This window comes from Limnohabitans sp. DCL3 (assembly GCF_048019295.1).
Lineage (GTDB): Bacteria > Pseudomonadota > Gammaproteobacteria > Burkholderiales > Burkholderiaceae_C > Limnohabitans_A.
Map to the genome: position 1 here is coordinate 2548095 of NZ_CP171842.1, position 23373 is coordinate 2571467.

At 58.5% G+C, this 23373-nt stretch carries 20 protein-coding genes; 1 reads left to right on the plus strand and 19 read right to left on the minus strand.

The window, feature by feature from the left end; translation table 11 throughout:
* Window positions 1-2 precede the first annotated feature (2 nt).
* The 7 genes from rfbA to ACHEXK_RS11340 form a co-directional block, all read right to left on the minus strand.
* On the minus strand, window positions 3-875 hold the full coding sequence (rfbA, locus tag ACHEXK_RS11310) for a glucose-1-phosphate thymidylyltransferase RfbA (protein ID WP_416546223.1): 873 nt from the start codon (window positions 873-875) through the stop codon (window positions 3-5).
* Window positions 876-957: 82 nt separating this feature from the next.
* Entirely contained in the window at window positions 958-1728 is a 771-nt protein-coding gene (locus ACHEXK_RS11315; protein WP_416546225.1) for a YdcF family protein, read from the minus strand.
* Between the two features lie 176 nt (window positions 1729-1904).
* On the minus strand, window positions 1905-3083 hold the full coding sequence (locus tag ACHEXK_RS11320; RefSeq protein WP_416546227.1) for a Wzz/FepE/Etk N-terminal domain-containing protein: 1179 nt from the start codon (window positions 3081-3083) through the stop codon (window positions 1905-1907).
* A gap of 91 nt (window positions 3084-3174) precedes the next feature.
* On the minus strand, window positions 3175-5640 hold the full coding sequence (locus ACHEXK_RS11325; RefSeq protein ID WP_416546229.1) for an SLBB domain-containing protein: 2466 nt from the start codon (window positions 5638-5640) through the stop codon (window positions 3175-3177).
* A gap of 409 nt (window positions 5641-6049) precedes the next feature.
* Window positions 6050-6781: a polyprenyl diphosphate synthase gene (gene uppS / locus ACHEXK_RS11330; protein WP_416546231.1), complete on the minus strand. Its 732-nt coding sequence runs from the start codon at window positions 6779-6781 to the stop codon at window positions 6050-6052.
* A gap of 556 nt (window positions 6782-7337) precedes the next feature.
* The gene (locus tag ACHEXK_RS11335) at window positions 7338-7637 is read right to left on the minus strand and encodes an H-NS histone family protein (protein WP_416546233.1); all 300 of its coding nucleotides are present in this window, start codon (window positions 7635-7637) and stop codon (window positions 7338-7340) included.
* 246 nt (window positions 7638-7883) lie between these two features.
* Window positions 7884-9191 carry a hemolysin family protein gene (locus ACHEXK_RS11340; protein WP_416546235.1) on the minus strand — a complete coding sequence of 436 codons (1308 nt, stop codon included), beginning with the start codon at window positions 9189-9191 and terminating at the stop codon, window positions 7884-7886.
* Between the two features lie 115 nt (window positions 9192-9306).
* Here ACHEXK_RS11340 and ACHEXK_RS11345 point away from each other — a divergent pair, with 115 nt between their 5' ends.
* The gene (locus tag ACHEXK_RS11345; RefSeq protein WP_416546237.1) at window positions 9307-10134 is read left to right on the plus strand and encodes a symmetrical bis(5'-nucleosyl)-tetraphosphatase; all 828 of its coding nucleotides are present in this window, start codon (window positions 9307-9309) and stop codon (window positions 10132-10134) included.
* A 28-nt stretch (window positions 10135-10162) separates the two neighbouring features.
* Here the strand turns inward: ACHEXK_RS11345 and ACHEXK_RS11350 are convergent, their stop codons facing one another.
* From ACHEXK_RS11350 to ACHEXK_RS11405, 12 genes are all read right to left on the minus strand, one after another.
* Window positions 10163-10801, minus strand: coding sequence for a Smr/MutS family protein (locus ACHEXK_RS11350; protein ID WP_416546239.1), 639 nt, complete (start codon window positions 10799-10801; stop codon window positions 10163-10165).
* Window positions 10802-10889: 88 nt separating this feature from the next.
* Window positions 10890-11294, minus strand: a complete 405-nt coding sequence (locus ACHEXK_RS11355) for a group II truncated hemoglobin (RefSeq protein ID WP_416546241.1) — start codon at window positions 11292-11294, stop codon at window positions 10890-10892.
* Window positions 11295-11321: 27 nt separating this feature from the next.
* Window positions 11322-13862 carry an ABC transporter permease gene (locus ACHEXK_RS11360; RefSeq protein WP_416546243.1) on the minus strand — a complete coding sequence of 847 codons (2541 nt, stop codon included), beginning with the start codon at window positions 13860-13862 and terminating at the stop codon, window positions 11322-11324.
* Window positions 13863-13996: 134 nt separating this feature from the next.
* Window positions 13997-14875, minus strand: coding sequence for a formate dehydrogenase accessory sulfurtransferase FdhD (locus ACHEXK_RS11365; RefSeq protein WP_416546245.1), 879 nt, complete (start codon window positions 14873-14875; stop codon window positions 13997-13999).
* Window positions 14876-14945: 70 nt separating this feature from the next.
* Window positions 14946-15281, minus strand: a complete 336-nt coding sequence (locus ACHEXK_RS11370) for a hypothetical protein (protein WP_416546247.1) — start codon at window positions 15279-15281, stop codon at window positions 14946-14948.
* 14 nt (window positions 15282-15295) lie between these two features.
* Window positions 15296-16483 (minus strand): formate dehydrogenase subunit gamma, encoded by a 1188-nt coding sequence (locus tag ACHEXK_RS11375; protein WP_416546249.1) that lies wholly within the window; start codon window positions 16481-16483, stop codon window positions 15296-15298.
* Between the two features lie 17 nt (window positions 16484-16500).
* Window positions 16501-16725: a hypothetical protein gene (locus ACHEXK_RS11380; protein WP_416546251.1), complete on the minus strand. Its 225-nt coding sequence runs from the start codon at window positions 16723-16725 to the stop codon at window positions 16501-16503.
* Window positions 16726-16727: 2 nt separating this feature from the next.
* Entirely contained in the window at window positions 16728-17339 is a 612-nt protein-coding gene (fdh3B, locus tag ACHEXK_RS11385) for a formate dehydrogenase FDH3 subunit beta (protein ID WP_322993451.1), read from the minus strand.
* 10 nt (window positions 17340-17349) lie between these two features.
* Window positions 17350-20310 carry a formate dehydrogenase subunit alpha gene (locus tag ACHEXK_RS11390; RefSeq protein ID WP_416546253.1) on the minus strand — a complete coding sequence of 987 codons (2961 nt, stop codon included), beginning with the start codon at window positions 20308-20310 and terminating at the stop codon, window positions 17350-17352.
* A 46-nt stretch (window positions 20311-20356) separates the two neighbouring features.
* A complete protein-coding gene (locus ACHEXK_RS11395; RefSeq protein WP_416546255.1) occupies window positions 20357-20563 on the minus strand; it encodes a formate dehydrogenase in 207 nt (68 codons plus the stop codon).
* A 227-nt stretch (window positions 20564-20790) separates the two neighbouring features.
* Window positions 20791-22740 carry a TRAP transporter large permease gene (locus ACHEXK_RS11400; protein ID WP_416546257.1) on the minus strand — a complete coding sequence of 650 codons (1950 nt, stop codon included), beginning with the start codon at window positions 22738-22740 and terminating at the stop codon, window positions 20791-20793.
* Entirely contained in the window at window positions 22737-23360 is a 624-nt protein-coding gene (locus ACHEXK_RS11405; protein WP_416546259.1) for a TRAP transporter small permease subunit, read from the minus strand. The genes ACHEXK_RS11400 and ACHEXK_RS11405 overlap by 4 nt, the downstream gene beginning before the upstream one ends.
* Window positions 23361-23373 lie beyond the last annotated feature (13 nt).

The window sequence follows — 23373 nt, forward strand, 5'->3', positions numbered from 1 at the left end:
GATTATTGGATCAAGTTCAGCAAGTACTGCCCATAACCATTCTTGGCCAAAGGCGCTGCCAGTTTTTGCACGTCGGCAGCATGGATCCATTTTTGGGCAAAAGCGATCTCCTCGGGGCAGGCCACCATCAAACCTTGGCGCTTTTGCAGCGTGGCGATGAAGCCCGCCGCCTCCAGCAAACTGTCGTGCGTGCCGGTGTCAAGCCAAGCATAGCCCCGGCCCATGATCTCGACATTGAGCTGCCCCATCTCGAGATAGCGCTTGTTCAGATCGGTGATCTCCAACTCGCCACGGTGCGACGGCCGGATGTCGGACGCCAACTCGCACACTTGGTTGTCGTAAAAATACAGACCCGTCACGGCATAGTTGCTCTTGGGGACGCGGGGCTTTTCTTCAATGCTCAGCGCTTTGAACGCGCCATCAAACTCCACCACACCGTAGCGCTCTGGGTCGAGCACATGGTAGGCGAACACGGTCGCACCGCTCGTGCGGTCGTTCGCATTGGCCAACAGCTTGACGAGGTCATGCCCGTAATAAATGTTGTCACCCAGTACCAACGCACTGGGGTCATGGCCCACGAAATCCTTGCCAATGATGAACGCCTGCGCCAAGCCATCGGGGCTGGGCTGCACCGCGTATTGGATGTTCATGCCCCACTGGCTGCCGTCACCCAGCAACTCGGTGAACCGAGGCGTGTCTTGCGGCGTGCTGATCAGCAGCACATCGCGAATGCCGGCCAACATCAGCGTGCTCAGTGGGTAATACACCATCGGCTTGTCGTAGACGGGCATCAACTGTTTGCTGACCGCCTGCGTCACGGGGTAGAGCCGGGTGCCCGAGCCACCGGCCAGGATGATGCCTTTGCGATTTGTCATGCGTTTCTCGCGCTGTGTGTGAACCCCAAAAGAGGGCCCTGCAGGCATTGTAAAAGCCATTCACTGACCCGCTGATGCGTCATCAGCGCGTCACCCCGTACACCCACCCACCCAACCATTCGTGCAAAGCGGTCTGCCACAACGCCAAACTGCGTGCCAACGAATACTCGGTCCATGGGGTATGGTTGCCGGTTCTGAAATCCACCGGATAAGGCGTGACCCGACAACCCACCGCCTCAAACTCCGGCACCGCACGGGGCATGTGCCAAGCCGAAGTCACCAGCAGCCACGGTTCTTGGCAACGCGCGCCCATCAAAGCGGCCAGTTGCCGGGCATTTTCTCGGGTGGTGCGCGAGCCGCCTTCCAGTGTCATGCGGCCGCTGTCCAGACCCTGCGCCTCGTAAAACGTTCTCGCCAATTCGGCCTCACTCACGCCTGTGGGCAACAAACGCCCCTCACCGCCCAAAAACACCAAATGCCACTGCGGTTGCTGACGCATCAACCCGACCGGCAGCGTCATGCGCTCGGCCGCCTCGCCCAAAGGCACTTGCGCATGCGCTTGGTAACTGCCGGGGTGCTGTATTGCTCCGCCCAGCACGATCACCCCCACATGGCGCTGCAATGACGCCAGGGTAGGAACCGGGTAGCGGTTTTCCAGCGGTCGCAGCAGCGCCTGGGGCAAAGCTTCGAAGCCCAACAACCCCAGCACCACCCATCCGGCCCACAACATGCGCAGCGCAGGCCGCATCCAGCGTGCAGACCCACTGAGCAAACACAGCGCCGCACCCCACCACAAGGCCAGCCAAAAAACGGGCTGGGTGATGGCTGACATCAACTTGGACAAAATGAACATACCGCCTTTTCAGCAAGCAAAAATGGCAATGCACCCGATTGGCGTGGAGGACAAGCTGTGTTGGCGCCACCCCCCAATTCAATGCGGCCCTGAGGCGATCGCCCTGTTGGTTTGTCACAGCTGCACAGGTCCTTCACAGCCATTGGCTGCCAGGGCCAAACACCTGATCTGAGGTGTCAATTCGAATTGGGTTGGCCCAGCGCTTTGCGCCAGCTGCTTTTGAGGGTGTGCAGCTTGGGTGCCGACGCTGGGTCTTGGCCTGCATGACGCACGGCTTGGCGAATGAAGACGAAAAGCAAGAGCGCAAATGCTGTCGCCAGCGTGACAATGGTCGCGATGAGGGCTTTTTTGGGTTTGGATTTCTTCTCGGGCGGCTGGGCTGCGTCCAGCACCTGGATCACGGCGCCTTCACGCGACTCGTCAACCTTGGCCAACTCAAACTGCTTGGCGAAGAGTTCAAACAGGGTCTCATGGTACTTGAATTCACGGTATTTGACGACATAGTCGCCCTGCGCATCGCCCTGCACCTTGGGGGTGTTCTGCGATTGTTTGGCCAGTTGGGCCCGCAGGTTGGCCAGCTCGGCCATGGCTTGCTTGAAGTCGGGGGCCGTTTCGGCGAGGTACCCGCGCATGGCCCCCACCTTGACTTCTTGCGCAGTCATTTGGGCTTGCAGTGCAGCCACCACCGCCACGGCCGATGCGGGGTTGGATTTGAGCACGCTGCCGCTCACCCCTGTGGCCCGCAGGGCCAGTTCTGCAGCGACCATTTTGTCTTTGACTTGGAGGAGCTGTTTTTCAAAAAAGGCCCGGCGCTGCTGGGCTTCGGTCACCGCCAATTTACCCAAAAGTTTTTGCAATTCTTCCACATGCGCGTTGGCCAGGTCAGCGGCAAATTGAGGGTCTTTGTCATCCACCTCAATGGTGATGAGGCCGTCTTTGCCACTGGTTGCGCGGGTGCTGCCGGTCAACACCAGGCGGGCGTCCACTTTGAACTGTGTGTCGTAGCGGTCTTGCAGTTTGAAGCGTTCGATCAGGGTGTCTTGAACGCTGTTGCTTTTGATGAAGGCCAGGTATTGGTCCGCCGGGTTTTTGAGGCCAGCTGCCCCAGCCAGCCCGCCCAAGCCACCCAGATTGGCGAGCATGCTGGCAGCGGCAGTTTGTTGTTGCTGGGGGGGTAAGAACTTGACGGCAGCGGTGAAGGTGGGGACCATGGCAACACCAATGCCCAGCGCCAGCAACCCTGCAACCAGGGGTCCCAGGACAAGCAGGCGCAGGTTGTCAACGATGACTTGGAGCAGGTCCAGCAGACTGATTTCGTCTTCTGTCTCGGCGAAAGTTGGCAGGGTATCGGTCATGGATGGGGAAGGGCTGGGTTCGGGAGCAACGTTGTGGGTGTGACGAACATATCGGGGATGACACAGGAAGACGCCGATGACAGCGGTACGCTCAGTTTTTCAGGGTTTTGAGGGCCGCGGCGCCGATACCAAATTGGTAGAGGATGGCGGTCCAGTCTTTGGCACTTTGGATGAATTGGGTGTATGGCGTGCGGCGATCCACGGTTTCCGGAATGAAGAGGGTGTCGCCCGCTTGCATGCGCATGCCCATGAAGTCGGATTGGCCAAGACCAAACCAGCTGCGCTGGGCGCGGTTGGACAAGACGGTGCCATCCCCACGAATGATCAAAGCAGCATCCAAGTCGGCTTCGCGGGTAGGGCCGGCTTTGTCGATGTAGTCAGCCACGGTGCTGTTGGCGCGGTGGATGAACGCATTTTCAGCCATGACCGCACCAAAAACGGCCACAAAACTCGACTTGCTCGGCACAGCGATGCTGTCGCCGTCTTGCAGTGCCAGTGCAGGCAGCTGGGGCCGTTCGGGGTCCATCTCGAGTGCGATGCGTCCGCTGGCTTTGAGGTTGCGCAGGCGATCCAACATTTGGCGCTGGGCTGCCGCCTGGGCTTGCGCATGGGCCAGATTGTCTTTGTCGACGACATTTTGCACGGTGGCCAGGGCATGGGCCTGCACTTGGGCCTCCATGCGGCGGATGGCTAGGTTGAGGTTTTCCTGTTGTTGCAGCCTGGTCGATTCACGGTTGAAGACAGTGCCATACAAATAAGCATCGCGACTCAAACCCCCTGTCCGTTGCACCAACTGGGGCAGTGTCTCGCCCGGGCTGATTTGGTAAATACCAGGGGCCTTGACTTCTCCGCCCAGACGCACGAACTGGCTGCGCTTTTCCAGTGGAACAGGGATGTCATCCACTCCAAAGATGGTGACCACGTCGCCCGGCAATAACGCCATGTTGTGGGCAGGGTCTTTGTCTCGGATGGCTTTGCCCAAATTGAAAGGGATCAAGGTGGTTTGAACGGCTTTGGCATCGAGGCGTTCAATGGCGGCGTAATCCCAATTGATCTCAGTCAGCCGATTTTTCACCTCGTCGGCCACTTTGTCGACTGAAAATTTATTCCATGAAATTTTCTCGCCTGGGCCTTTGACGCCTAACGCTCCCGGGTCTGAAGCTTTGTCCTTGCTGCCAGCTTCGTATTGGACTGAGCTGTTTTTCCGGCTGTAGTAGTCAGGCAAGATCAAAGCGTCGGCCTCGGGCACCAAGTCGGACACGCGCATGCCAGGCCTGAACGAATAGCGCAGAGGCGATGCGACGTTGCCACGCAAAGTAACCGCGTTGGCAAACTGGCCACTGATCTTGAACAGGGTGAGCACGTCACCGTCGCGCACACTGGTCTGAAGCCCTTGGGCATCGAGAACCCGCTCTTGCACCTCGCGAGGGGTTTTGAGATCGTGCTTGTTCACACGCTCGAGCAAGGCTTTGTGGGGCGAGGTCAAGACTTGGGAACCCGCACTGTAGGTCAGCAATTGGGCCATGCTTTCTTCCGCCTTGGCCAACTCAAAAATGGCGGGCATGTCTGTGGCGCCAACGACCGCCACGCGGGGGCCGGCCGGGGGCACAACAATGACATCCCCGGGCAGCAAGCGCGCATCACCCGCCGTCTCCCCCGCATGTATGAATGTGTACAGATCGAGTGTGGTGACGGTTTTGCCGCCCCGCACCAGTTGGATCGCGCGCATGCTGCCGTTGGGCGATGGACCTGCACTCTCAAACAAGGCGCTGATCAGGGTGGACAAACTGGACACCGTGTAAGCGCCCGGATTGCGCGCTTGCCCCACCACAAAAATTTGCATAGAGCGCAAACGGCCAATGGACGCACTGAGCTGAAAATTCGAAAAGACCCGACCGACTTGTTTGTTGAGATGGTCGTCAAGCGCACTGGACAGGGTGCCAGCCACGTTAACCGGACCCACTTTGGGCACGGTGATTTGCCCATTGCGGTCAACGGGCAGGCGCATGGCCACCTCGACAGAACCCCAGATTTTGAGGTCAATTTCATCACCAGGGCCGACCACATAATTGGCCGGTACCGGCACATCTGTGAGGCTGGGGAAGCGGCTGCGGTCAAACAAGTTGTAGCCGTACAGGGGCAAAGATTGGCCCGTCGCCTCTTGCACGAAACGTTGAAATTGGGTGGTCAACAAGGGCGGCGAAGTGCCAAGATTGGCTTGGATGTTCTGGGCTTGGGCACCCGCACCCACTTGTGTCTGAGGGGCCTGCAGGGCGGGGCTGCTCAACTGACCCGGCATACCCACGCCGTGGGCAAGAGCTGCAGGACCCGCATCCCGCCCAAGGGTCCGGGTCTCTGAGGTGCGACCCGCCCCTGAGCTCATGGGGGCTGCCCCTAGCGTGGTCTCTGCGCCGACGCCCATGGCCGTCTGCGCATGCGTGTCCACCGAAAATGCGACGCTCACCAGCAAGGCCAAGACGGCATTGAAAGTTGGCCTCACGCCCTGCTGACTCGAGGGCGCGGTGTCGATGGGATACAGGAGCATGGGCATGGGCATGGGCATGGGCTCAGAAAACGAAGGCCATTCAGAAGGAACAAAGATGCGGAAAAATATTCCCAAAAAAATACTTTACTTTGTAAATTTTAAATACTTTTTATTCATATTTAATGTCATCGTCGCAAATTTTTCAGACATCAGGCGCCGATGAAGGCCATCTTCACTGACCCACATGGGGCTCAGTCAGGCCCTGCCAAATAGACGGCTTGCGAAGATGGCGTGCATCGCACAGCCTGACGCTGGCGCATTGACACTGCGCGCCCACACAAAGCCAGCGCATGGCCTGGCATTCAGGACGTCCATCGGTGATTTTCATGACATGCACTGCGAGCGTCTGTGCGCTGGCGCACAGCGCTGTTCGATTGGCGTCGCTGAGGGCTACGACAACCGATTGCCCAGAGGTGCTGTCTTAAAGCGGTGCAGATGAGCCAAAGCGCCGGTCGCGCAGCACATACCAGTCCATCGCCTGCTGAAGCCGTTCAGCAGAGAAGTCGGGCCAGAGGTCATCGGTGAAATACATCTCGGCATAAGCCGCTTGCCAGAGCATGAAGTTGCTGATGCGAGACTCACCACCTGTGCGAATGAGCAAGTCCACCTCGGGGGCGTCGGCAGTGCTGAGGTGAGAGGCCAAAGCTTCCTCCGTCAGGGATTGCAGGTCTTGACCAGGGTTGGCTTTTTGCCAAGCTTGGGCGGCTTGAACCATATCCCAGCGGCCACCGTAGTTGGCGCACACGGTGAGGGTGATGTGGCTGTTGCCAGCCGTTTGGGCTTCTGCGCGGTGCATCAGCTCTTGCATGGCGGTCGAAAAACGGCTTCTGTCACCGACAAGTCTGAGACGCACACCGTTGGCATTCATGTCATTGACTTCTTGCTGCAAGTACGTCATGAACAAGCCCATGAGGCTAGAGACTTCTTCTTCGGGTCTGCGCCAGTTTTCGGTGCTGAAGGCGAACAAGCTCAGGTGCGGTACGCCTTTGTGCGCACAGGCGCGCACGATGTCCCGTACCCTTTTGGCCCCGGCTGCGTGCCCCAATGCCGCAGGCATGAAACGTTTTTTGGCCCAGCGGCGGTTGCCGTCCATGATGATGGCAATGTGTTGCGGCAGCGGTTTGGGGGTTGTGGGGTCTGACAAGTCGCTCACCAAAAATTCGTTATGTATCTGAGTTTGATCGATGGCATCGATTAACTTGGCCTATCTTAATGGATGTGCAAGTGAAAACAAAAGACATCGGTCTGGCCTGTGCCTGACCCCCTTTGAACTGGCGTAACACTTGCAAGGGGGTTTGGCTGCGGACTTGTTCAAGTTGACGGGTGGACTGCAGGCGTTCGTCTGGCTTGATGATTTTGTTTTTCTGTCCGGTGGTCCATCCAGTTCAAAGGTTTGCTCTCGACAATGACCCCGTGCGAGAGGCGCTTGCCGTGTTTTGAAACGACCGGCTACACCCGTCAACTCGACGGTCCGGCGAACGAATGTATATCAGGGTGTTCACGGCTGCGACTCAAGCACGACGGTGTGATGGCAAACCGCCGGTGGGTTTGGAAGGCCATCTTGAAATGACACCCGACCATTGCACAAAAATGAAAAACCCCGCGGATGCGGGGTAGAGGGCTATTCAAGGGTGCAGTAAACCAGCAGCACCCGGTTTAACTCTTTTCAAAGAAAATGAATCGACAAGGTCAATTCTTGTGTGAGCGCATTAACCAATCACGAAGGGGGTGCGGTCTTTGCCTTCAATCCATTTGGGGGCTTTACCGCGGCCTGTCCAAGTTTGGCCTGTGGCTGAATCGCGGTATTTGGCAGCGACCTTGCTGGCGGCTTTGGTGGCACCCGACTTGGCGGTACGGCCAGGAAAAACGTCCTGTGCAGTCAGGCCATATTCGGCCACCAGTTCACGCACTTTCGTGACCGCATTGGAGATTTCATTTTTACGCGCTTGTGCAATGGCTTGCTCCAAGGCTTCGCGTTGGGCCAGTAATTCTTTGTAGCTGACAGTCATGTGGAGTCCTAATTAAAAATAAGAGATCCGAATATACACCAAGTCATATTCAAAACATCCCGTGTTGAATATACGTTTCACTTCTTTTGAAACCCATTCCAATACAGGTGCTCCGAAAATTTCAACCAGATTTTTTAAATATCCATGGTTTGTGCCAATACACTGAGGCTGAAATCGTTTCTGTTCCAGATATTCAAGACCCTGATTTAACTCGGCAATCCGATTCAAATCGGTGCGTGCGTCACATCATGTGTTTGGTGGCTTGTTTGGGACAGGTGTGGCCAAGACTTTGTGGATGCGACGACCTTCGAGGTCCATGACTTGAAACTGCCAGTCGTTCAGATCAATGACTTGGCCTTTGGCGGGCAATTGCCCCAATGCAAACATCAGCAAGCCGGCGAGTGTGTTGTAACGGTTTTTGTCCTCGGCAGGCAGCTCTTTGATGCACAGGCGGGCTTTGAGCTCGTTGACGGGCATGATCCCATCCAGCACCCAACTGCCGTCTTCATTTTCTGTGGCCCACGCATCGGTTTGGGTCTCTGACTTGAGTTCGCCGGTGATCGCCTCCAGCAAATCCAGTGGCGTGAGCAAACCCTGAACTTCGCCGTACTCATCCACCACAAACAGCATGCGACTGGACTGGTCGCGCATTTGCTCCAGCAACTCCATGCCAGTCAATGTTTCGGGCACGAAATGGGCAGTTTGCGCATGGTCTCCCAAATCACCTGCATCACTTTGGGGCAGGGCCAGCAAGTGCGACAAACTGATGACGCCGATGATGTGGCCCAACCCTTCTCGGCAAACGGGATACCACGAGTGGTTGCCTTCGCCACGCATCTGGTTGATGCGGTCCATGGCCTGTTGGGGGGACAGGCTGGCTTCGAGCCATTGGATGTCGTTGCGCGGCGTCATCATGGAGGTGAGCGCCCGGTCGTCCAGGTGAAACACGTTGCGCACCATTTGGTGTTCATGTTCTTCGATCAGTCCTGCATCCACCCCTTCGACCAAGCTGGCGGTGATTTCCTCTTCGGTGACGGCGCGGCTGCCGGTGCTGTCGATGCGCATGAGTTTGAGCATGCCTTGGGTGGACAAGGACAGCAATTTGACGAACGGGCCCGCCGCTTTGGCCAAACCCGCCATGGGACGGGCCACGATGCGCGCGACAGCCTCGGGATAAAGCTGGCCAATGCGCTTGGGCACCAGCTCGCCAAAAATGATGGTCGTGAAGGTGATGATCGTCACCACGATGGCCGTGGCAGAAATGGCAGCCACCGGTTCGGTCAGCCCCCATTGCATGAGTTTCAGCGCCAAACCACCACTGAAAGCAGCCTCGCCCACAATGCCGTTGAGCACACCAATCGAGGTGATGCCCACTTGCACGGTCGACAAAAATTGGGTGGGTTCTTCGAGCAATTTCAAGGCCGCAGTGGCGCCTTTGTCACCCGCCTCATCCATGGCGGCCAAGCGTGCCTTGCGGCTGGACGCCAGCGCCAACTCCGACATGGCAAACACCCCGTTGAGCAGGGTGAGAAAAACAATCATTAAAAAGTCCATACACCCCATTGTGCCAAGAGTGACAAGGGCTCGGCAGGCTTGGGACTCTGACAAGACCCACATGCCAGGGTGCTCACCGTGAAGGATTTGGGACAATGGGTCACAAGGGGTGCTTATGGCTGTTTATTGGATCGGTGATGTGCAGGGCTGCGATGGGCCCTTGGAACGCTTGCTGGCGCAGGTTGATTTCTCGGCCAGTCGGGACACGCTGGTGGTGCTGGGCGACTTGGTGAACCGGGGTCCGGCGTCAGCGCAGGTGCTGAGGCGCTTGATGGCGATGGACAACGCTGTGCAATGCGTGCTGGGCAACCACGATTTGCATTTGCTGGCCGTGGCAGCCGGTGCTGGTCGACTCAAGCCAGGGGATACGCTCAACGGCATCTTGCAAGCCCCTGACCGCCCTGCTCTGTTGGACTGGCTGCGCCATCAGCGCATGGCGATTTGGGGCCATGGCGTGCTGGCGGTGCATGCGGGGGTGCTGCCCTCATGGTCAGTGGCGCAGACTTTGTCATTGGCCGCTGAAGTGGAATCTGTTTTGCGCGGACCCGATGTGAGCGATTTTTGGCACCAGATGTATGGCAACGCGCCTGCGACTTGGTGCGATACCTTGTCAGGCGTTGACCGTTTGCGGGTGGTCGTGAATGCGCTGACACGTTTGCGCTTTTGCTCGGCTGACGGGGTGATGGAATTCGCCAACAAAGAAGGCGCCGATGCGGCACCAGCGGGGTTCATGCCTTGGTTTGAAGTGCCCGGAAGAATGACTGCCGATGTGACGGTGGCTTTTGGCCATTGGTCCACTTTGGGACAGCTGATCCGCCCAAACGTGTGGGCCCTGGACACCGGTTGCGTGTGGGGAGGTTGCTTGAGCGCGATGCGGCTGGAGGCTGATGGGCAACGCGCGTTGATTCAGGAAAAGTGCCCGCAGGCGCAAAAACCGGGCTGAACAACCATGAGGGTCTGACCCCAATTCTTCAATTTCCGGGTTTGAGGAGCACCACCAGCGCGCCGGCGCCACCCTCAGTGGCTTTGGCTTGAACGAAGGCCAGGACCTGATTTTTTTGAATCAACCAACTGTGGACTTTGGGCTTGAGCACCGCTGTTTTGCCGGGCGAGCCGAGTCCTTTGCCGTGCACCACGCGCAGACAGCGCAAACCTTGGCGGTGTGCGATGCGAATGAATTCGGCCAGTGCCACGCGGGCCTCATCACTGCGCAGGCCATGCAAATCGATCTCGCGTTGGATGGACCAACCGCCTTTGCGCAGCTTTTGCGTCACATCAATCCCAACGCCAGGTCGTCGAAAACTCAAAGACTCGTCGGTGTCGAGCAAGGAACTCACATCAAACCCATCACTCAGCGCATCGCGCAACACAGCCTCTTCGTCCTTTTGACGTTGTGTGGCCACTGGGGCAGGTGCAGGGAGGCTGATGCGGACTTGGTCGTTCACAGGCATGCGCTTGACGACGCCCACGGCACGGGTGAACAGATTGGCTTCGGCTTCTTTCAGTCGGGCGGCTGCCGTGCGTGCCGCCTCAGCCGCTTGCGCTTTTTCGTGCGCATCGGCCAATTTCTTTTTGACCTGTTTCAGGTCTTGCAAGGTGTTGATTTTCACAGCACGACTTTGCCACAAATGGGCAGCTTGCGATGCACAGGCCAAGGATTCACAACATCACGCCAAGGGACGGCTGCTGCCCGTGCGGTCATGCACCACGGTTGCGCATCCAGTCAGCGGTTTTAAAGAAACTGGCGTTCAAGCGTTCACGCAACGCCGGATCAACCTGGGTTTCCTGCAGGGCTTGGTCCATGCAGGCGAGCCATTGGTCACGCTCGAGGACACCGATAGAGAACGGCATGTGGCGCATGCGCAGGCGTGGATGGCCAAAGCGTTCGGTGTAATGCTCTGGCCCGCCCAGCCAACCGCACAAGAACCAAAACAGTTTGTCGCGCGCGTCTTGCAAAGTGCTGCCGTGCGCGGCTCGCAAGGCTTTGTAACCAGGCTCGATGTCCATGAGGTCATAAAAGCGCTCGGCCAATGCCTTGACGCGTGGCTCGCCACCGATCCACTCAAATGGGGTATCAAAAGGGGGTTTGTCGTCGATTTGCATGGTGTGTAAGCGGACAGGTTGAGCAAATTAATCGGTCGCTTGGCGCAGTGTTTGCATCACGGCTTGTCTGAGGACACCGGACAGGCTCAGGCTGCCAGCGGCCCACGCCAACAAAGCGCCCAAGGCACCGCCAGCCAAAGGTGCCCAAAGCGGCGCGTGCCAGGCAAAATCAAAGGCAAACCGGGCCAGTGCCCAGCCCACGGCCAAGGCCATGCTGCTGGCCATGAAGCCCGCCAACCAGCCTATGCCAAGCAACTCGGTGCGTTGCACTTGGGCCAGCAAGCCGCGCCCTGCACCGAGCGCCCGCATGATGGCGTATTCGCGCTCACGCGCTTGGCGACTGGCCCCCACTGCGGCCAGCAACACCATCAGGCCCGCAGCCAGAGTGAAGGCAAACAAATACTCCACGGCCCGGATGACCTGGTCCATGACGCGCTGGACTTGGGCCAAGGTGCTGCGCATGTCCACGTTGGTGATGTTGGGGAACTGGTTCACCAACGCGTTGTCAAAACCCTCAGGGCCCGGTGGTGAGCGGAATGCCGCCATGTAGGTCATGGGAAGGTCGGGCATTTGCGAGACGGGGAACATCATGAAGAAGTTGGCCCGCATGGAGGTCCAATCGACCTTGCGCAAACTGGTGACCCGTGCTTCGCGGGTTTGGCCCGCAATGTCAAAGCGCAGTTGGTCGCCCAGTTTCAGGCCCAAAGTGTCGGCGATGCCTTGCTCCACACTCACGCCATCGGCTTCTTCGGAAATCCAACGGCCTGCCGTGAGCGGGTTGTGTGCGGGCAAGGTGGCCGAATGGGAGAGGTTGATTTCGCGGTCGATCAGGCGTTTGGCGCGGTCAGCTTCAAAGTCGCCAGGGCTCACTTCACGGCCGTTGATGGCGACCAAACGACCACGGATCATGGGGAACCAATCGGGCGATTGAACCCCGGCTTTGTTCAGGCTGGCCAGAAAGTCCGTGGCCTGTTCGGGCTGCACGTTGATGACAAAACGATCGGGGGCGTTGGCGGGTGTGGCTTGCCGCCAGCTCGCAATCAAATCGGTGCGCAGCAGCACCAGCAGGGCCAAGGCCAACAGACCCACCGACAAGGCACTCACTTGCACCACAGCAAATGCAGGGCGGGCCGCCACTTGGCGTGTGGCCAGACGCAACCAGCGCGGTGCCTGCTCGTCTGGCACCACGCGGCGCAGCAACCACAGGGCCGCGCCCGCCAGTGCAGCAAAGAACACCAAGGCCACGGCAAAACCACCCACAGTGATCAAGCCCAAAGTCAGGTTGCGGCTGACCATGAGCAGTGTCAGGGCAAAACCCACCAAGCCCATGGCCAGCACCAGGCCCGAACGCAGCTGCAGACCGCCCAGATCACGGCGTATCACGCGCAAAGGCGGCACTTGGGCCAACTGCAGCACAGGCGGCAAGCCGAAGGCAACCAACAAGGTCAGGCCCATGCCCATGCCCATGAAGGCCGGTTGCAGGGTGGCGGCGGGCAGTTGCGCATCCACCAATCCTGCAAGCAACAGCACAAAACCCAGGTGCACGGCGTAGCCTGTCAACACGCCCAAACCACTGGCGAGCAAGCCTGCCCCCAAAAATTCCACGCCATAACTCAGGGTGAGCGTTCGCTGGCTTTGGCCCAAAACCCTGAGCAAAGCGCAGGCATCGAGCTGCCTCTCGGCAAAGCTGCGGGCCGCCAAGGCCACGGCCACGGCACACAGCAAGGCAGCGAGCAAGGCCACCAAATTCAAAAACTGCGCAGCACGGTCCAGGGTCTGGCGCATTTCGGGGCGGCCACTGTCGAGCGATTCGATCTGCACACCACGCACATGCGAACGCTCGAGCTCGGGCTTGGCCCATTGCACAAAACGCTCGGCGGCGGCCGCATCGCCCGCCACCGCCATGCGCCACGTCACGCGACTGGCCGGTTGCACCAAACCGGTCGACGCCAAATCGACCGCATTCATCATGACGCGGGGTGCAAAGGTCATGAAACCTGCACCCCGGTCGGGTTCGCGCTCGATGACGGCCGAAATGCGAAAACTGCGCTCGCCCAAGCCCAGCATTTGCCCGGTTTTCAGGCCCAAATTGTCCAAGAGCGCGGGGTCCACCCACACTTCGCCGGAGGTGGGAATGGCCCGCTCAACACCCATGAGGGCTGGCTGGCCCACATCGGGCATGACGAGCAATTGGCCACGCAAGGGGTAACCCGACTCGACCGCCTTGAGGGCCACCAAGCGGCTGGCTCCCCCCTGCTCCAGCAGGGCTCTGGCCATGGTGGGGAAACTCACATTGGTGTTGGTTTGCAAACCCATGGCTTGGGCTTGCTGCACAAAAGCCATCGGGGTGCTTTGGTCGCTGACCACCACCGCATCACCGCCCAGCAGCTGCCGCGCATCGCGCCACAAACCCGACTGCATGCGGTCGGCCAAAAAGCCCACAGCGGTGAGCGCCGCGACCGCCAATGCCACCGACAACATGAGCAGGCGCAACTCGCCCGCCCGCAAATCACGCCACAAATTGCGTCCGCCGAGCCGCAGACCATGCAACCAACCTTGTTTGTTCATGCATCAACCTTACCGCACAAGCCATTCACGGCGGTGCACAAGGCATTTTTTGGGGTTCTGATGGCGGTGGGGAGACGCAGAAAAGGCTACATGGCCTTCGTTGGTGCGCCGGTGTTCGGGACCGCGCAAAAAGCTCAGACCAAATCGTTTTGCCAAATCAAGCGCTCAGCGGCGCTGAAGCACAAGAAACGCTTGTTGGTGGCACGGCCTATTGCGCACAAGCCCAGGCGCTTGGCGACATCGAGCCCCATTTGGGTGATGCCGCTGCGCGACACCACCACGGGTACACCCATTTGCGCGGATTTGATGACCATCTCGCTGGTCAAGCGGCCTGTGGTGTAAAACACCTTGTCTTGGCCGTCCACATCGTTCATCCACATCCAGCCGGCGATGGTGTCCACCGCGTTGTGCCGGCCCACGTCTTCCACAAACATGAGCATCTGCTCGCCCAGAAACAACGCACAGCCATGCACCGAGCCCGATGATTTGTAGGTGGTTTCTTGCAAGCGGATGGCGTTGACCAAGCCATACAACTGGCCTTGTGTGATCTGCGCATGTGGCAATCGGATCTCGTCGATGTGGGCCATCAAATCACCAAATACGCTGCCCTGACCACAACCGGTGGTGACCACGCGGTCGGCGCTGCGTTCGAGCACCACATCAGCCCCTGGGCGGGTCTTGACGGCGGCCACACCCGGCTCACCCACTTCGCCTTCACCGATCGTCCAGTCCACGGTGATCGATTCGATCTGGGCCACCGAGTCAATGAGGCGCTGGTTGCGCAAAAAACCCAGCACCAACCACTCGGGCTCAGCGCCCAAGGTCATCAAGGTCACCAATTCCTTTTTATCCAGGTAAATTGTCAGCGCCCGTTCCGCAGGAATTTGGGCGTCAGAGATTTCACCGAACTCATTGCAAACGGACACACTGCGCGTGAGGGGCGCACGCGCACGCGTGAGGTGGGGCTTGGACAGGACCGCCGCAGACGCAGGGTCGTTCGTAACTACAGACATGGCTCGAGCCTAACGTAAAAATCCCCCGCCGTTGCCGACGGGGGATTTTGCAATGACGCAGATAAAAGGATCAGCCTTTTTTGGCAGGTGCTGCCGCTGGTTTGGCGCCGGCTGGAGCGGCTGCGGGCGCAGCACTTGCCGTATCGGCAGGCTTGTAGGCGCCTGGGTCCACGCAAGCGGGCGTGGCCGTGGGTGCAGCTTTCCCCTTGCCATTGGTTTTGTAATAGTGCGTTGCCACTTTATCGCGCGACTTGCACAACTGAAAATCGGCCACTTTGTTGCCGTGCGCCGCTTTGGCCGCAGCTTCTGCAGCTTTGGCTTTGGCCTCGTCGCTCAAGGCGGGTAATTTGGCCATGGCGCCAAAGCTGATCGCCAATGCAAAGATGACAAGCAGGTATTTTTTCATGGTGTTCTCCTGGCTCAAACCGAAGCCGTTTTAGCGGGTGTCGCAGGGGCATCCGATGCAGGCACAGAGCGCTGCGCTGGGATTTTGCCGGACTTGACGTCGTTGTACCAAAGTTCATGGTGCTCTTTGGCCCAAGTTTCATCCACATAGCCCTCACGCATCGCTTTGTAGGCCCCGCGCATGCCGATCGTGCCCATGTAAATATGACCGATGAACATCGCCATCATGAACAAAGCAGCCACACCGTGGATCATGGCGGCGATTTGCATCGTGCCGCGCTCGTAGATCAATCCAGGGATGAGCATGTCCAGCACCAAGCCAGAACCCACCACGATCAAGCCAAGGAACAACACGCCGCCCCAGAACACCACCTTTTCACCGGCATTGAAGCGGTGCGAAGGCACTTCGGTCCCAGAGAACAAGCCGCCACCTTTCGCCAACCAGACCAGATCTTCTTTGGAAGGCAAGTTGTCTTTCAAGAAGGTGACAAACACAATCACCAAGGACACGGCAAAGAGTGGTCCTGCGAAGTTGTGGAGGTTCTTCAAGGCGAAGGTCAACCAGCCAAACAAGGTGCTGCCGATGAGGGGCAGCAAAAAGAACTTGCCATAAGCCATGACGATGCCGGAGATGGCCAGAGCGCAAAAAGCGATGGCATTGGCCCAGTGGGCCGAGCGCTCAAAAGGCGTAAAACGCTCAATCTTGCGGCCGGTTTCTTGGCCATGCAACTCCATCGTGCCCTTGCTGACATAAAACAGCGCCATCGCCCCCACGGCGATCAGCAACAAAGCCGCCCCGTAAGGGATGATGATGTTGTTGCGAACCTGACGCCAAGCTTCACCCGCCGAGGCCAAACGCGACCCGGGGTACTGCACAAAGGGTTGGATCAGGTTACCCGCTTCGGGGGCTTGGCTTTTGGGCAAACTGGTGTAACCGGAGAGACCCTGGCCCACTGCACGCCACATGGGCGCGTTGTTGCCGGGTTGAACCTGGCCACGTTCGGCGTTGGTTTGGTCTTTGTACTTGGGGTCGGCATCGGCGCCGGGGGCCAGTTGAAAGATGTTGGCGCTTTTCACGCCCAAGCCGGTGTCCGCCTGAGCAGCGGGCGCAGACGCAGGTGGAGGTGCAGCCGGGGCTGGCGTTTGGGCAGAAACACCCAACGCGGCCAAGGCCAGACCCAAAGTCAATAGCATGCGGCGCATGAACTTCTCCTTGGCGCTCACTGAGGTGCGCGGACGTGGTCGTTTTGGCCGTAAGTGGCGCGGGCCTTCAGGTGGTTGGCCCAACCATCCTTGTCGCCAGCTTTCCAGCCGGCGTCAGTGAAGGAGGCGACGCCTGTGCCGCTGTAAGCGGGCTTGTCGGTCCGAACGCCCTTCGCGTCCTGCGGTTTTTCACCGCAGGCGACCAACAAGGCGGCGCTGCAAATGATGAAAGCTGCTTTCATGTTCAGGCTCCTTGTTTGGCGGGTTGCGCTTGGTTGCCGTAAGCAGTGCCCCAACCCCAGACTTCAGCGCCCTTGCCCCGGCTGATCACGCGGCCACGCAGGATGTCGGTGATGACGTCGCCGTCGCCGGCGAGCAGGGCTTTGGTCGAGCACATTTCAGCGCAAGCGGGCAATTTGCCTTCGGCCAAACGGTTGCGGCCGTATTTTTCAAATTCGGACTGGCTGCCATGCTCTTCCGGGCCCCCGGCGCAGAAGGTGCATTTGTCCATCTTGCCGCGCAAGCCGAAAGTGCCATTGGACGGGAATTGGGGTGCACCAAAGGGGCAGGCATAAGAGCAGTAGCCGCAGCCAATGCAAATGTCCTTGTCGTGCAGCACCACGCCTTCTTCGGTTTTGTAGAAGCAATTGACCGGGCAAACAGCCATGCAAGGCGCGTCCGAGCAGTGCATGCAGGCCACCGAGATCGACTTTTCACCGGGAACGCCATCGTTCAGGGTGACCACACGGCGGCGGTTCACGCCCCAAGGGACTTCGTGCTCGTTCTTGCAAGCCGTGACGCAGCCATTGCATTCGATGCAGCGCTCTGCATCACAGATGAATTTCATTCGTGCCATCGTGTTCTCCTCAAGCCTTCTCGATGTTGCAGATGGTGGTCTTGGTCTCTTGCATCATGGTGACGCTGTCATAACCATAGGTGGTGGCCGTGTTGACGGCCTCGCCGCGCACGATGGGCGCTGCGCCTTTGGGGTAGTGCGCCAACATGTCGGCGCCTTGCCAACGCCCTGAGAAGTGGAAAGGCATCCACACAGTACCGGTGTCCACGCGCTCGGTCACCATGGCCTGCACGTTCAAACGCGCACCCGTGGCCCCCAACAACCAGACACGGTCGCCGTTGCGGATGCCACGATCGGCCGCGGTCTTGGGGTTGATCTCCACATAGGCTTCTTGCTGCAACTCGGCCAACCACGGGTTGGAACGGGTCTCTTCACCGCCGCCCTCGTACTCGACCAATCGGCCAGAGGTCAGGATGAGCGGGTACTTCTCGTGCGCCTTGTCGGCGATGTTCTTGTCCTGCACGGTTTTGTACAGGGTGGGCAGACGCCAGAAGGCTTTCTTGTCGTCGTGAGTGGGGTATTTGGCCATCATGTCCGGACGGGTGCCGTACAAAGGCTCGCGGTGTTGCGGGATCGGGTCCGGGAAGTTCCACACGACGGCGCGCGCTTTGGCATTGCCAAAAGGATGGCAACCGTGTTCTTTCATGAACACGCGAATCATGCCGCCCGATGCATCGGTCTTCCAGTTTTTGCCCTCGGCCGCCGCTTTTTCGGCTTCGCTCAGCTCGTCCCACCAGCCCAGTTTCTTGAGCAAAATGTGGTCCAGTTCGGGGTAACCAGTGGTGATGTCCGCACCCATGGAGTGGGAGCCGTCTTCGGCCAACAGGCTCTTGCCTTCACGCTCCACACCAAAGTTGGCACGGAAGTTACCGCCACCGTCCATGACGTGCTTGGAGGTGTCGTACAGGTTGGGCGAGCCAGGGTGCTTGAGTTCGGGGGTGCCATAGCAAGGCCATGGCAGACCGAAGTAGTCTCCAGTGAAGTCGTAGCCGGTTTCCTTGTCTTTGCCGCCTTTGGCTTTCAAGGTCTTCACGTCGAACACGTTCATGTTCTTCATGTGCGCCTTCAAACGCTCAGGGCTTTGGCCGGTGTAGCCAATGGTCCAGACGCACTTGTTGATTTCGCGCAGGATGTCTTCGGGCACAGGCTCGTCCATGCCGCCGACTTTTTGCATCTTGTAGTTTTTGGACAGCTCTTTGGCAAAGCCCAATTTTTCAGCCAACTGGTGCATGATCATGTGGTCCGAGCGGCTCTCCCACAAGGGCTCGATCACCTTCTCGCGCCACTGCAAAGAGCGGTTGGAGGCCGTGCACGAACCGCTGGTTTCAAACTGGGTGGCCGCTGGCAGCAGGTACACCGCGCGGTTGGGGTTCAAATCTTCGGCCTTGCCAGGCATGGCGGCCATGGCCGCTGTGGCCGATGGGTACGGATCGACCACCACCAACAAGTCCAGCTTGTCCATGGCACGCTTCATGTCGAGGCCGCGGGTTTGCGAGTTGGGGGCATGACCCCAATAGAACACGCCTCGCAAGTTGCTGTCTTGGTCAATCAGCTCGTTGTTTTCGAGCACACCATCGATCCAGCGGGACACGGTGATGCCGTTTTTGCCCATCATGGCCGGCGAGGCAAACTGGCTTTTGATCCACTCGAAATCCACGCCCCAAGTCTTGGCAAAGTGCTTCCATGAGCCTTCGGCCAAACCGTAGTAACCGGGCAATGAGTCGGGGTTGGGGCCAACATCGGTGGCGCCCTGCACGTTGTCGTGACCGCGGAAAATGTTGGTGCCGCCGCCGCTCTTGCCCACATTGCCCAAAGCCAACTGCAAGATGCACGAAGCCCGAACAATGGCGTTGCCGATGGTGTGCTGGGTTTGGCCCATGCACCAGACGATGGTGCCGGGGTTGTTCTCGTGCAGCATCTTGGCGATCTTGAAAACCTGGTCTTCCTTGACGCCGCAGGCCTCTTCCACCTTGTCGGGTGTCCACTTGGCCAGCACTTCGGTCTTGACCGCTTCCATGCCATAGACACGGTCGTTGAGGTACTTCTTGTCCTCCCAGCCATTTTTGAAGATGTGGTAAAGCACACCAAACAGGAAAGGGATATCGGTGCCCGAGCGGATGCGCACGTACTCATCGGCCTTGGCCGCTGTGCGCGTAAAACGGGGGTCCACCACGATCATCTTGCAGCCGTTTTCCTTGGCATGCAGCATGTGCAACATCGAGACAGGGTGCGCTTCGGCGGCGTTGGAGCCAATGTACAAAGCGACCTTGCTGTTTTGCATGTCGTTGTACGAGTTGGTCATGGCGCCATAACCCCAGGTGTTGGCCACACCGGCCACGGTGGTGGAGTGGCAAATACGGGCCTGATGGTCACAGTTGTTGGTGCCCCAAAAGCTCACGAACTTGCGCAGCAAATAGGCCTGCTCGTTGTTGTGCTTGGACGAACCGATGAAGTAGACGCTGTCAGGGCCGCTGGCTTTTTTCAGCTCCAGCATCTTGGCGCTGATTTCATTGAGGGCCACGTCCCAGCTGATGCGCTCGTATTTGCCGTTGACCAGCTTCATGGGGTAGCGCAGGCGGTACTCGCCGTGGCCGTGCTCGCGCAGTGCGGCGCCTTTGGCGCAATGCGCGCCCAAGTTGATGGGCGAATCGAAGACGGCTTCTTGGCGCACCCAAACGCCATTCTCCACCACGGCATCGACCGCGCAACCCACTGAGCAGTGGGTGCAGATGGTGCGTTTGACTTCGACCTTGCCGGCACCGACGATGGCTGCCCCCGTGGCCGCTTGGGCTTTTTGCACCAAACTCAGTTGCGAGGCAGCAAGCCCCACACCCACACCCAGGCCCGAGCGGCGCAAAAAGCTGCGGCGGTCGAGTGTGGGCAAGGCCTGCGACAAACCACGGCGCAAACTGTGGATGAAGGGGGAGGAGACGGCACCGGCGGTGCCATTTTGTTTTTTGGTCAACAACATGGAAGACTCCAGTTGGGGGTGAACAGGAATGAAATCGAAATCAGTTTCAGACGCGGGTGGTCTTGTAATACCGCTGAACGTGTTCGCTCAGGGTGTAACCACCGCCGCGTGTGGGCTTGGGCAAAGCAGGTGCCATGGGCGCAGCTTGCTGGACGACACCGGGCAAAACAGCGGTGGCTGCAGCCACAGCGCCCACCGTGGCAGCCCCTGAAAACAGACTGCGACGGGAAAGAGAGGAAGTTTTGGAAGACATCAAAGACTCCTGAAAAAAAGCAAGACCATGGCTCGACAGAACTTGTGGCCTAGGCAAAAAGTTGCATAGGTGATCTTACTGTCTGGCCGACGGGCTTTCCATGTAAAAACCCTTAGTTGAAATTCATTTCCGTCAAGCAGGTAACAGCCGACAGCCCCCCAGAACGACAAAACGCCCACGCACCCCCACCATTCGTGGTTTGCGTCCGTGGGCGCACGGTGTTCTGTTTATTTGTAGAGAACTTCGGGCAACCACATGCCGATGGCTGGGAAGATGTAAAGCAGAACGATGGCAAAGACCTGGATGGCCATGAACGGCAGCATGCCTGCGAAGATCTGGTTGAGTGTGACGTGGGGTGGACTCACGCCCTTGAGGTAGAACGCCGCCATGGCCACGGGTGGACTGAGGAATGCGGTCTGCAGATTCAAGGCCACCAACAAACCAAAGAAGAGCGGATCGATGCCAAAGTGAGGCAGTAAAGGGATAAAGATCGGCATGAAAATCACGATGATCTCGGTCCACTCCAAAGGCCAGCCCAACAAGAAAATGACCACTTGCGCCAAGATCATGAACTGCACGGGCGTCAGGTCCATGCCCAGCACCCAAGTGTTGATGATCTCTTGCCCGCCCAGCAGCGCAAACGCAGCCGAGAAGATGCTGGAGCCTACAAACAACCAGCACACCATGGCACTGGTCTTGGCCGTCAGATAAACCGACTCACGCAACACCACATAGTTGAGCCTGCGGTAAGCCGCAGCCAACAGCAAGCCGCCCAAGGAGCCCATGGCCGCCGCCTCGGTGGGCGTGGCCAAACCAAACACAATGGTGCCCAGCACGGCCAAAATCATGAGGGCCAAGGGGAAGAAAGAGCCCAGCAGCATCTTGAAAATTTCAAGGCGAACAAAGCTGAAATAGGCATAGAAGATGGCCAAGGCCACAGCGCAACTGGCCAAACCAATCCAGAACGACAGGGGGGCTTCTTGACGCTCAGCAGCTGGCGCCTGTTCGGCGGACGTCACAGCCGCAGGTGCCGGCGCGGCCTCCTGAGCGGCTTGTGCACCGGGTGCGGCCGCAAGGGGCGCTGCCTCTGTTCCCGGTGGTTGTTTCAAGCCCTCCTCTTGAGGCTCAGACAAGCCGGTGATGCTCTCATCCTCTTGGGCGCTGTCCACCGAATCGGACAACTCACCACCCATGGCCACCACGCCCTCCACCGCCTCGACGGGCAATGGTGCTGTGACCTTGAAGTAAATGGCGCCCATGATGGCGGCCACAGCCAATGCCGGCAACAAGGCAATGCCCATGTGGTTGAGCAACTCACGCATGGGCACAGCGGCGTTGCGCTTGCCTTTGATGGCGCCCACCAAACCTTGCAAGACATTGCTGCTGATGTCTTTGGAGACGACTTGCGCGAATGCAGGCAGGGGAACGATGCGGTCTTCGGCCGACATGGGCGGCGCCATGTGCGGCTTCCATTTCGCCAAGATCACCACGTACAACACGTACAAGGTGGCCAGCATCACACCCGGGAAAAAGGCACCGGCATACAACTTGACCACCGAAACGCCAGCGGTGGCACCGTACACGATCAACATCACGGAAGGCGGAATCAAAATGCCCAAGCAACCACCGGCGGTGATGGCACCGGCCGACAACTGAACGCTGTAGCCCGCTCGCAGCATGGCGGGCAAGGCCAGCAAACCCATGAGCGTGACCACCGCACCCACGATGCCCGTGGCGGTGGCGAAAATCGCGCAGGTCACGATCGTGGCCACAGCCAAGGACCCGGGCACACGGGCCATGGCCAAGTGCATGCTCTTGAAGAGTTTTTCGATCAAGTTGGCACGTTCAATCAAATAACCCATGAACACGAACAAGGGGATCGAGATGAGCACGTCGTTGGACATGACCGAATACGCACGCTGAACCATCAAGTCCAGGGTTTGCTGCACGGCCAGATCGGGGTTTTGGCTCTTGTAGGCGATCCACGCGAAGATCATGCCCATGCCCATCAGGGTGAAGGCCGTGGGGAAACCCAACATGATCGCCACCACCACCAGCGCCAGCATCAACAAGCCCAAATGACCGTTGGTCATCTCGGAGGGCGCAGGCAACAAAATAAATGCGGCCAACACGACCATGGCCATGATGGTCAGGCCAAACCAAACTTCTTTTTTCATTTTTGTGTTCCCTTGGCAGTCACCAGTTCGCCCAGTTTGGCGATGTCTTCGTCTTTGACGTTGACCATTTCTTTGAGTTTTTCGACATCCACTTCGTCCACGTCATCGCCCCGCTTGGGCCACTCGCCTTGCTGGATGCAAACAATGCAGCGGACGATTTCAACCAAACCTTGAGCCAACAAGAAGGCACCGGCGATGGGCAAGATGGTTTTGAAGGGGTAAACCGGTGGGCCGTTGGCCGTGATGTTGGAGTGCTCGTTGATGGCCCACGAATCGGCCGCAAATCCATACCCGGCGTAGGCCAAGGCCACCACACCGGGGATGAAAAACAAAATGTAGAGAATCAAATCCAGCCAAGCTTGCAAACGGGGGGGGAAAAAGCCGTACAACACGTCACCCCGCACATGGCCGTTCTTGGACAAGGTGTACGCACCCGCCATCATGAACAAGGATCCATACATCATGCTCATCACATCAAACGCCCACGGATGGGGGTTGTCCAGCGCGTAACGCGAAAAGACCTCCCAAGAGATCATCAGGGTCAACGCCACGATCAGCCAAGAGAAAAACTGGCCAATCCAGGTGCTGATTTTGTCTATGAAGAGCAACAGGTTTTGCATAGGGGATCACATA

Excerpts from the sequence above, each read along its gene's own strand:
- ACHEXK_RS11325 (WP_416546229.1), bottom strand. The coding sequence starts at position 5,640 with ATGCCCATGCCCATGCTCCTGTATCCCATCGACACCGCGCCCTCGAGT.
- fdh3B (WP_322993451.1), bottom strand. The coding sequence starts at position 17,339 with ATGGCACGAATGAAATTCATCTGTGATGCAGAGCGCTGCATCGAATGC.
- ACHEXK_RS11345 (WP_416546237.1), top strand. The coding sequence starts at position 9,307 with ATGGCTGTTTATTGGATCGGTGATGTGCAGGGCTGCGATGGGCCCTTG.
- ACHEXK_RS11360 (WP_416546243.1), bottom strand. The coding sequence starts at position 13,862 with ATGAACAAACAAGGTTGGTTGCATGGTCTGCGGCTCGGCGGACGCAAT.
- ACHEXK_RS11355 (WP_416546241.1), bottom strand. The coding sequence starts at position 11,294 with ATGCAAATCGACGACAAACCCCCTTTTGATACCCCATTTGAGTGGATC.
- rfbA (WP_416546223.1), bottom strand. The coding sequence starts at position 875 with ATGACAAATCGCAAAGGCATCATCCTGGCCGGTGGCTCGGGCACCCGG.
- ACHEXK_RS11370 (WP_416546247.1), bottom strand. The coding sequence starts at position 15,281 with ATGAAAAAATACCTGCTTGTCATCTTTGCATTGGCGATCAGCTTTGGC.
- ACHEXK_RS11375 (WP_416546249.1), bottom strand. The coding sequence starts at position 16,483 with ATGCGCCGCATGCTATTGACTTTGGGTCTGGCCTTGGCCGCGTTGGGT.
- ACHEXK_RS11340 (WP_416546235.1), bottom strand. The coding sequence starts at position 9,191 with ATGGACTTTTTAATGATTGTTTTTCTCACCCTGCTCAACGGGGTGTTT.
- ACHEXK_RS11390 (WP_416546253.1), bottom strand. The coding sequence starts at position 20,310 with ATGTTGTTGACCAAAAAACAAAATGGCACCGCCGGTGCCGTCTCCTCC.
- ACHEXK_RS11395 (WP_416546255.1), bottom strand. The coding sequence starts at position 20,563 with ATGTCTTCCAAAACTTCCTCTCTTTCCCGTCGCAGTCTGTTTTCAGGG.
- ACHEXK_RS11400 (WP_416546257.1), bottom strand. The coding sequence starts at position 22,740 with ATGAAAAAAGAAGTTTGGTTTGGCCTGACCATCATGGCCATGGTCGTG.
- ACHEXK_RS11315 (WP_416546225.1), bottom strand. The coding sequence starts at position 1,728 with ATGTTCATTTTGTCCAAGTTGATGTCAGCCATCACCCAGCCCGTTTTT.
- ACHEXK_RS11365 (WP_416546245.1), bottom strand. The coding sequence starts at position 14,875 with ATGTCTGTAGTTACGAACGACCCTGCGTCTGCGGCGGTCCTGTCCAAG.
- ACHEXK_RS11405 (WP_416546259.1), bottom strand. The coding sequence starts at position 23,360 with ATGCAAAACCTGTTGCTCTTCATAGACAAAATCAGCACCTGGATTGGC.
- ACHEXK_RS11320 (WP_416546227.1), bottom strand. The coding sequence starts at position 3,083 with ATGACCGATACCCTGCCAACTTTCGCCGAGACAGAAGACGAAATCAGT.
- ACHEXK_RS11335 (WP_416546233.1), bottom strand. The coding sequence starts at position 7,637 with ATGACTGTCAGCTACAAAGAATTACTGGCCCAACGCGAAGCCTTGGAG.
- ACHEXK_RS11380 (WP_416546251.1), bottom strand. The coding sequence starts at position 16,725 with ATGAAAGCAGCTTTCATCATTTGCAGCGCCGCCTTGTTGGTCGCCTGC.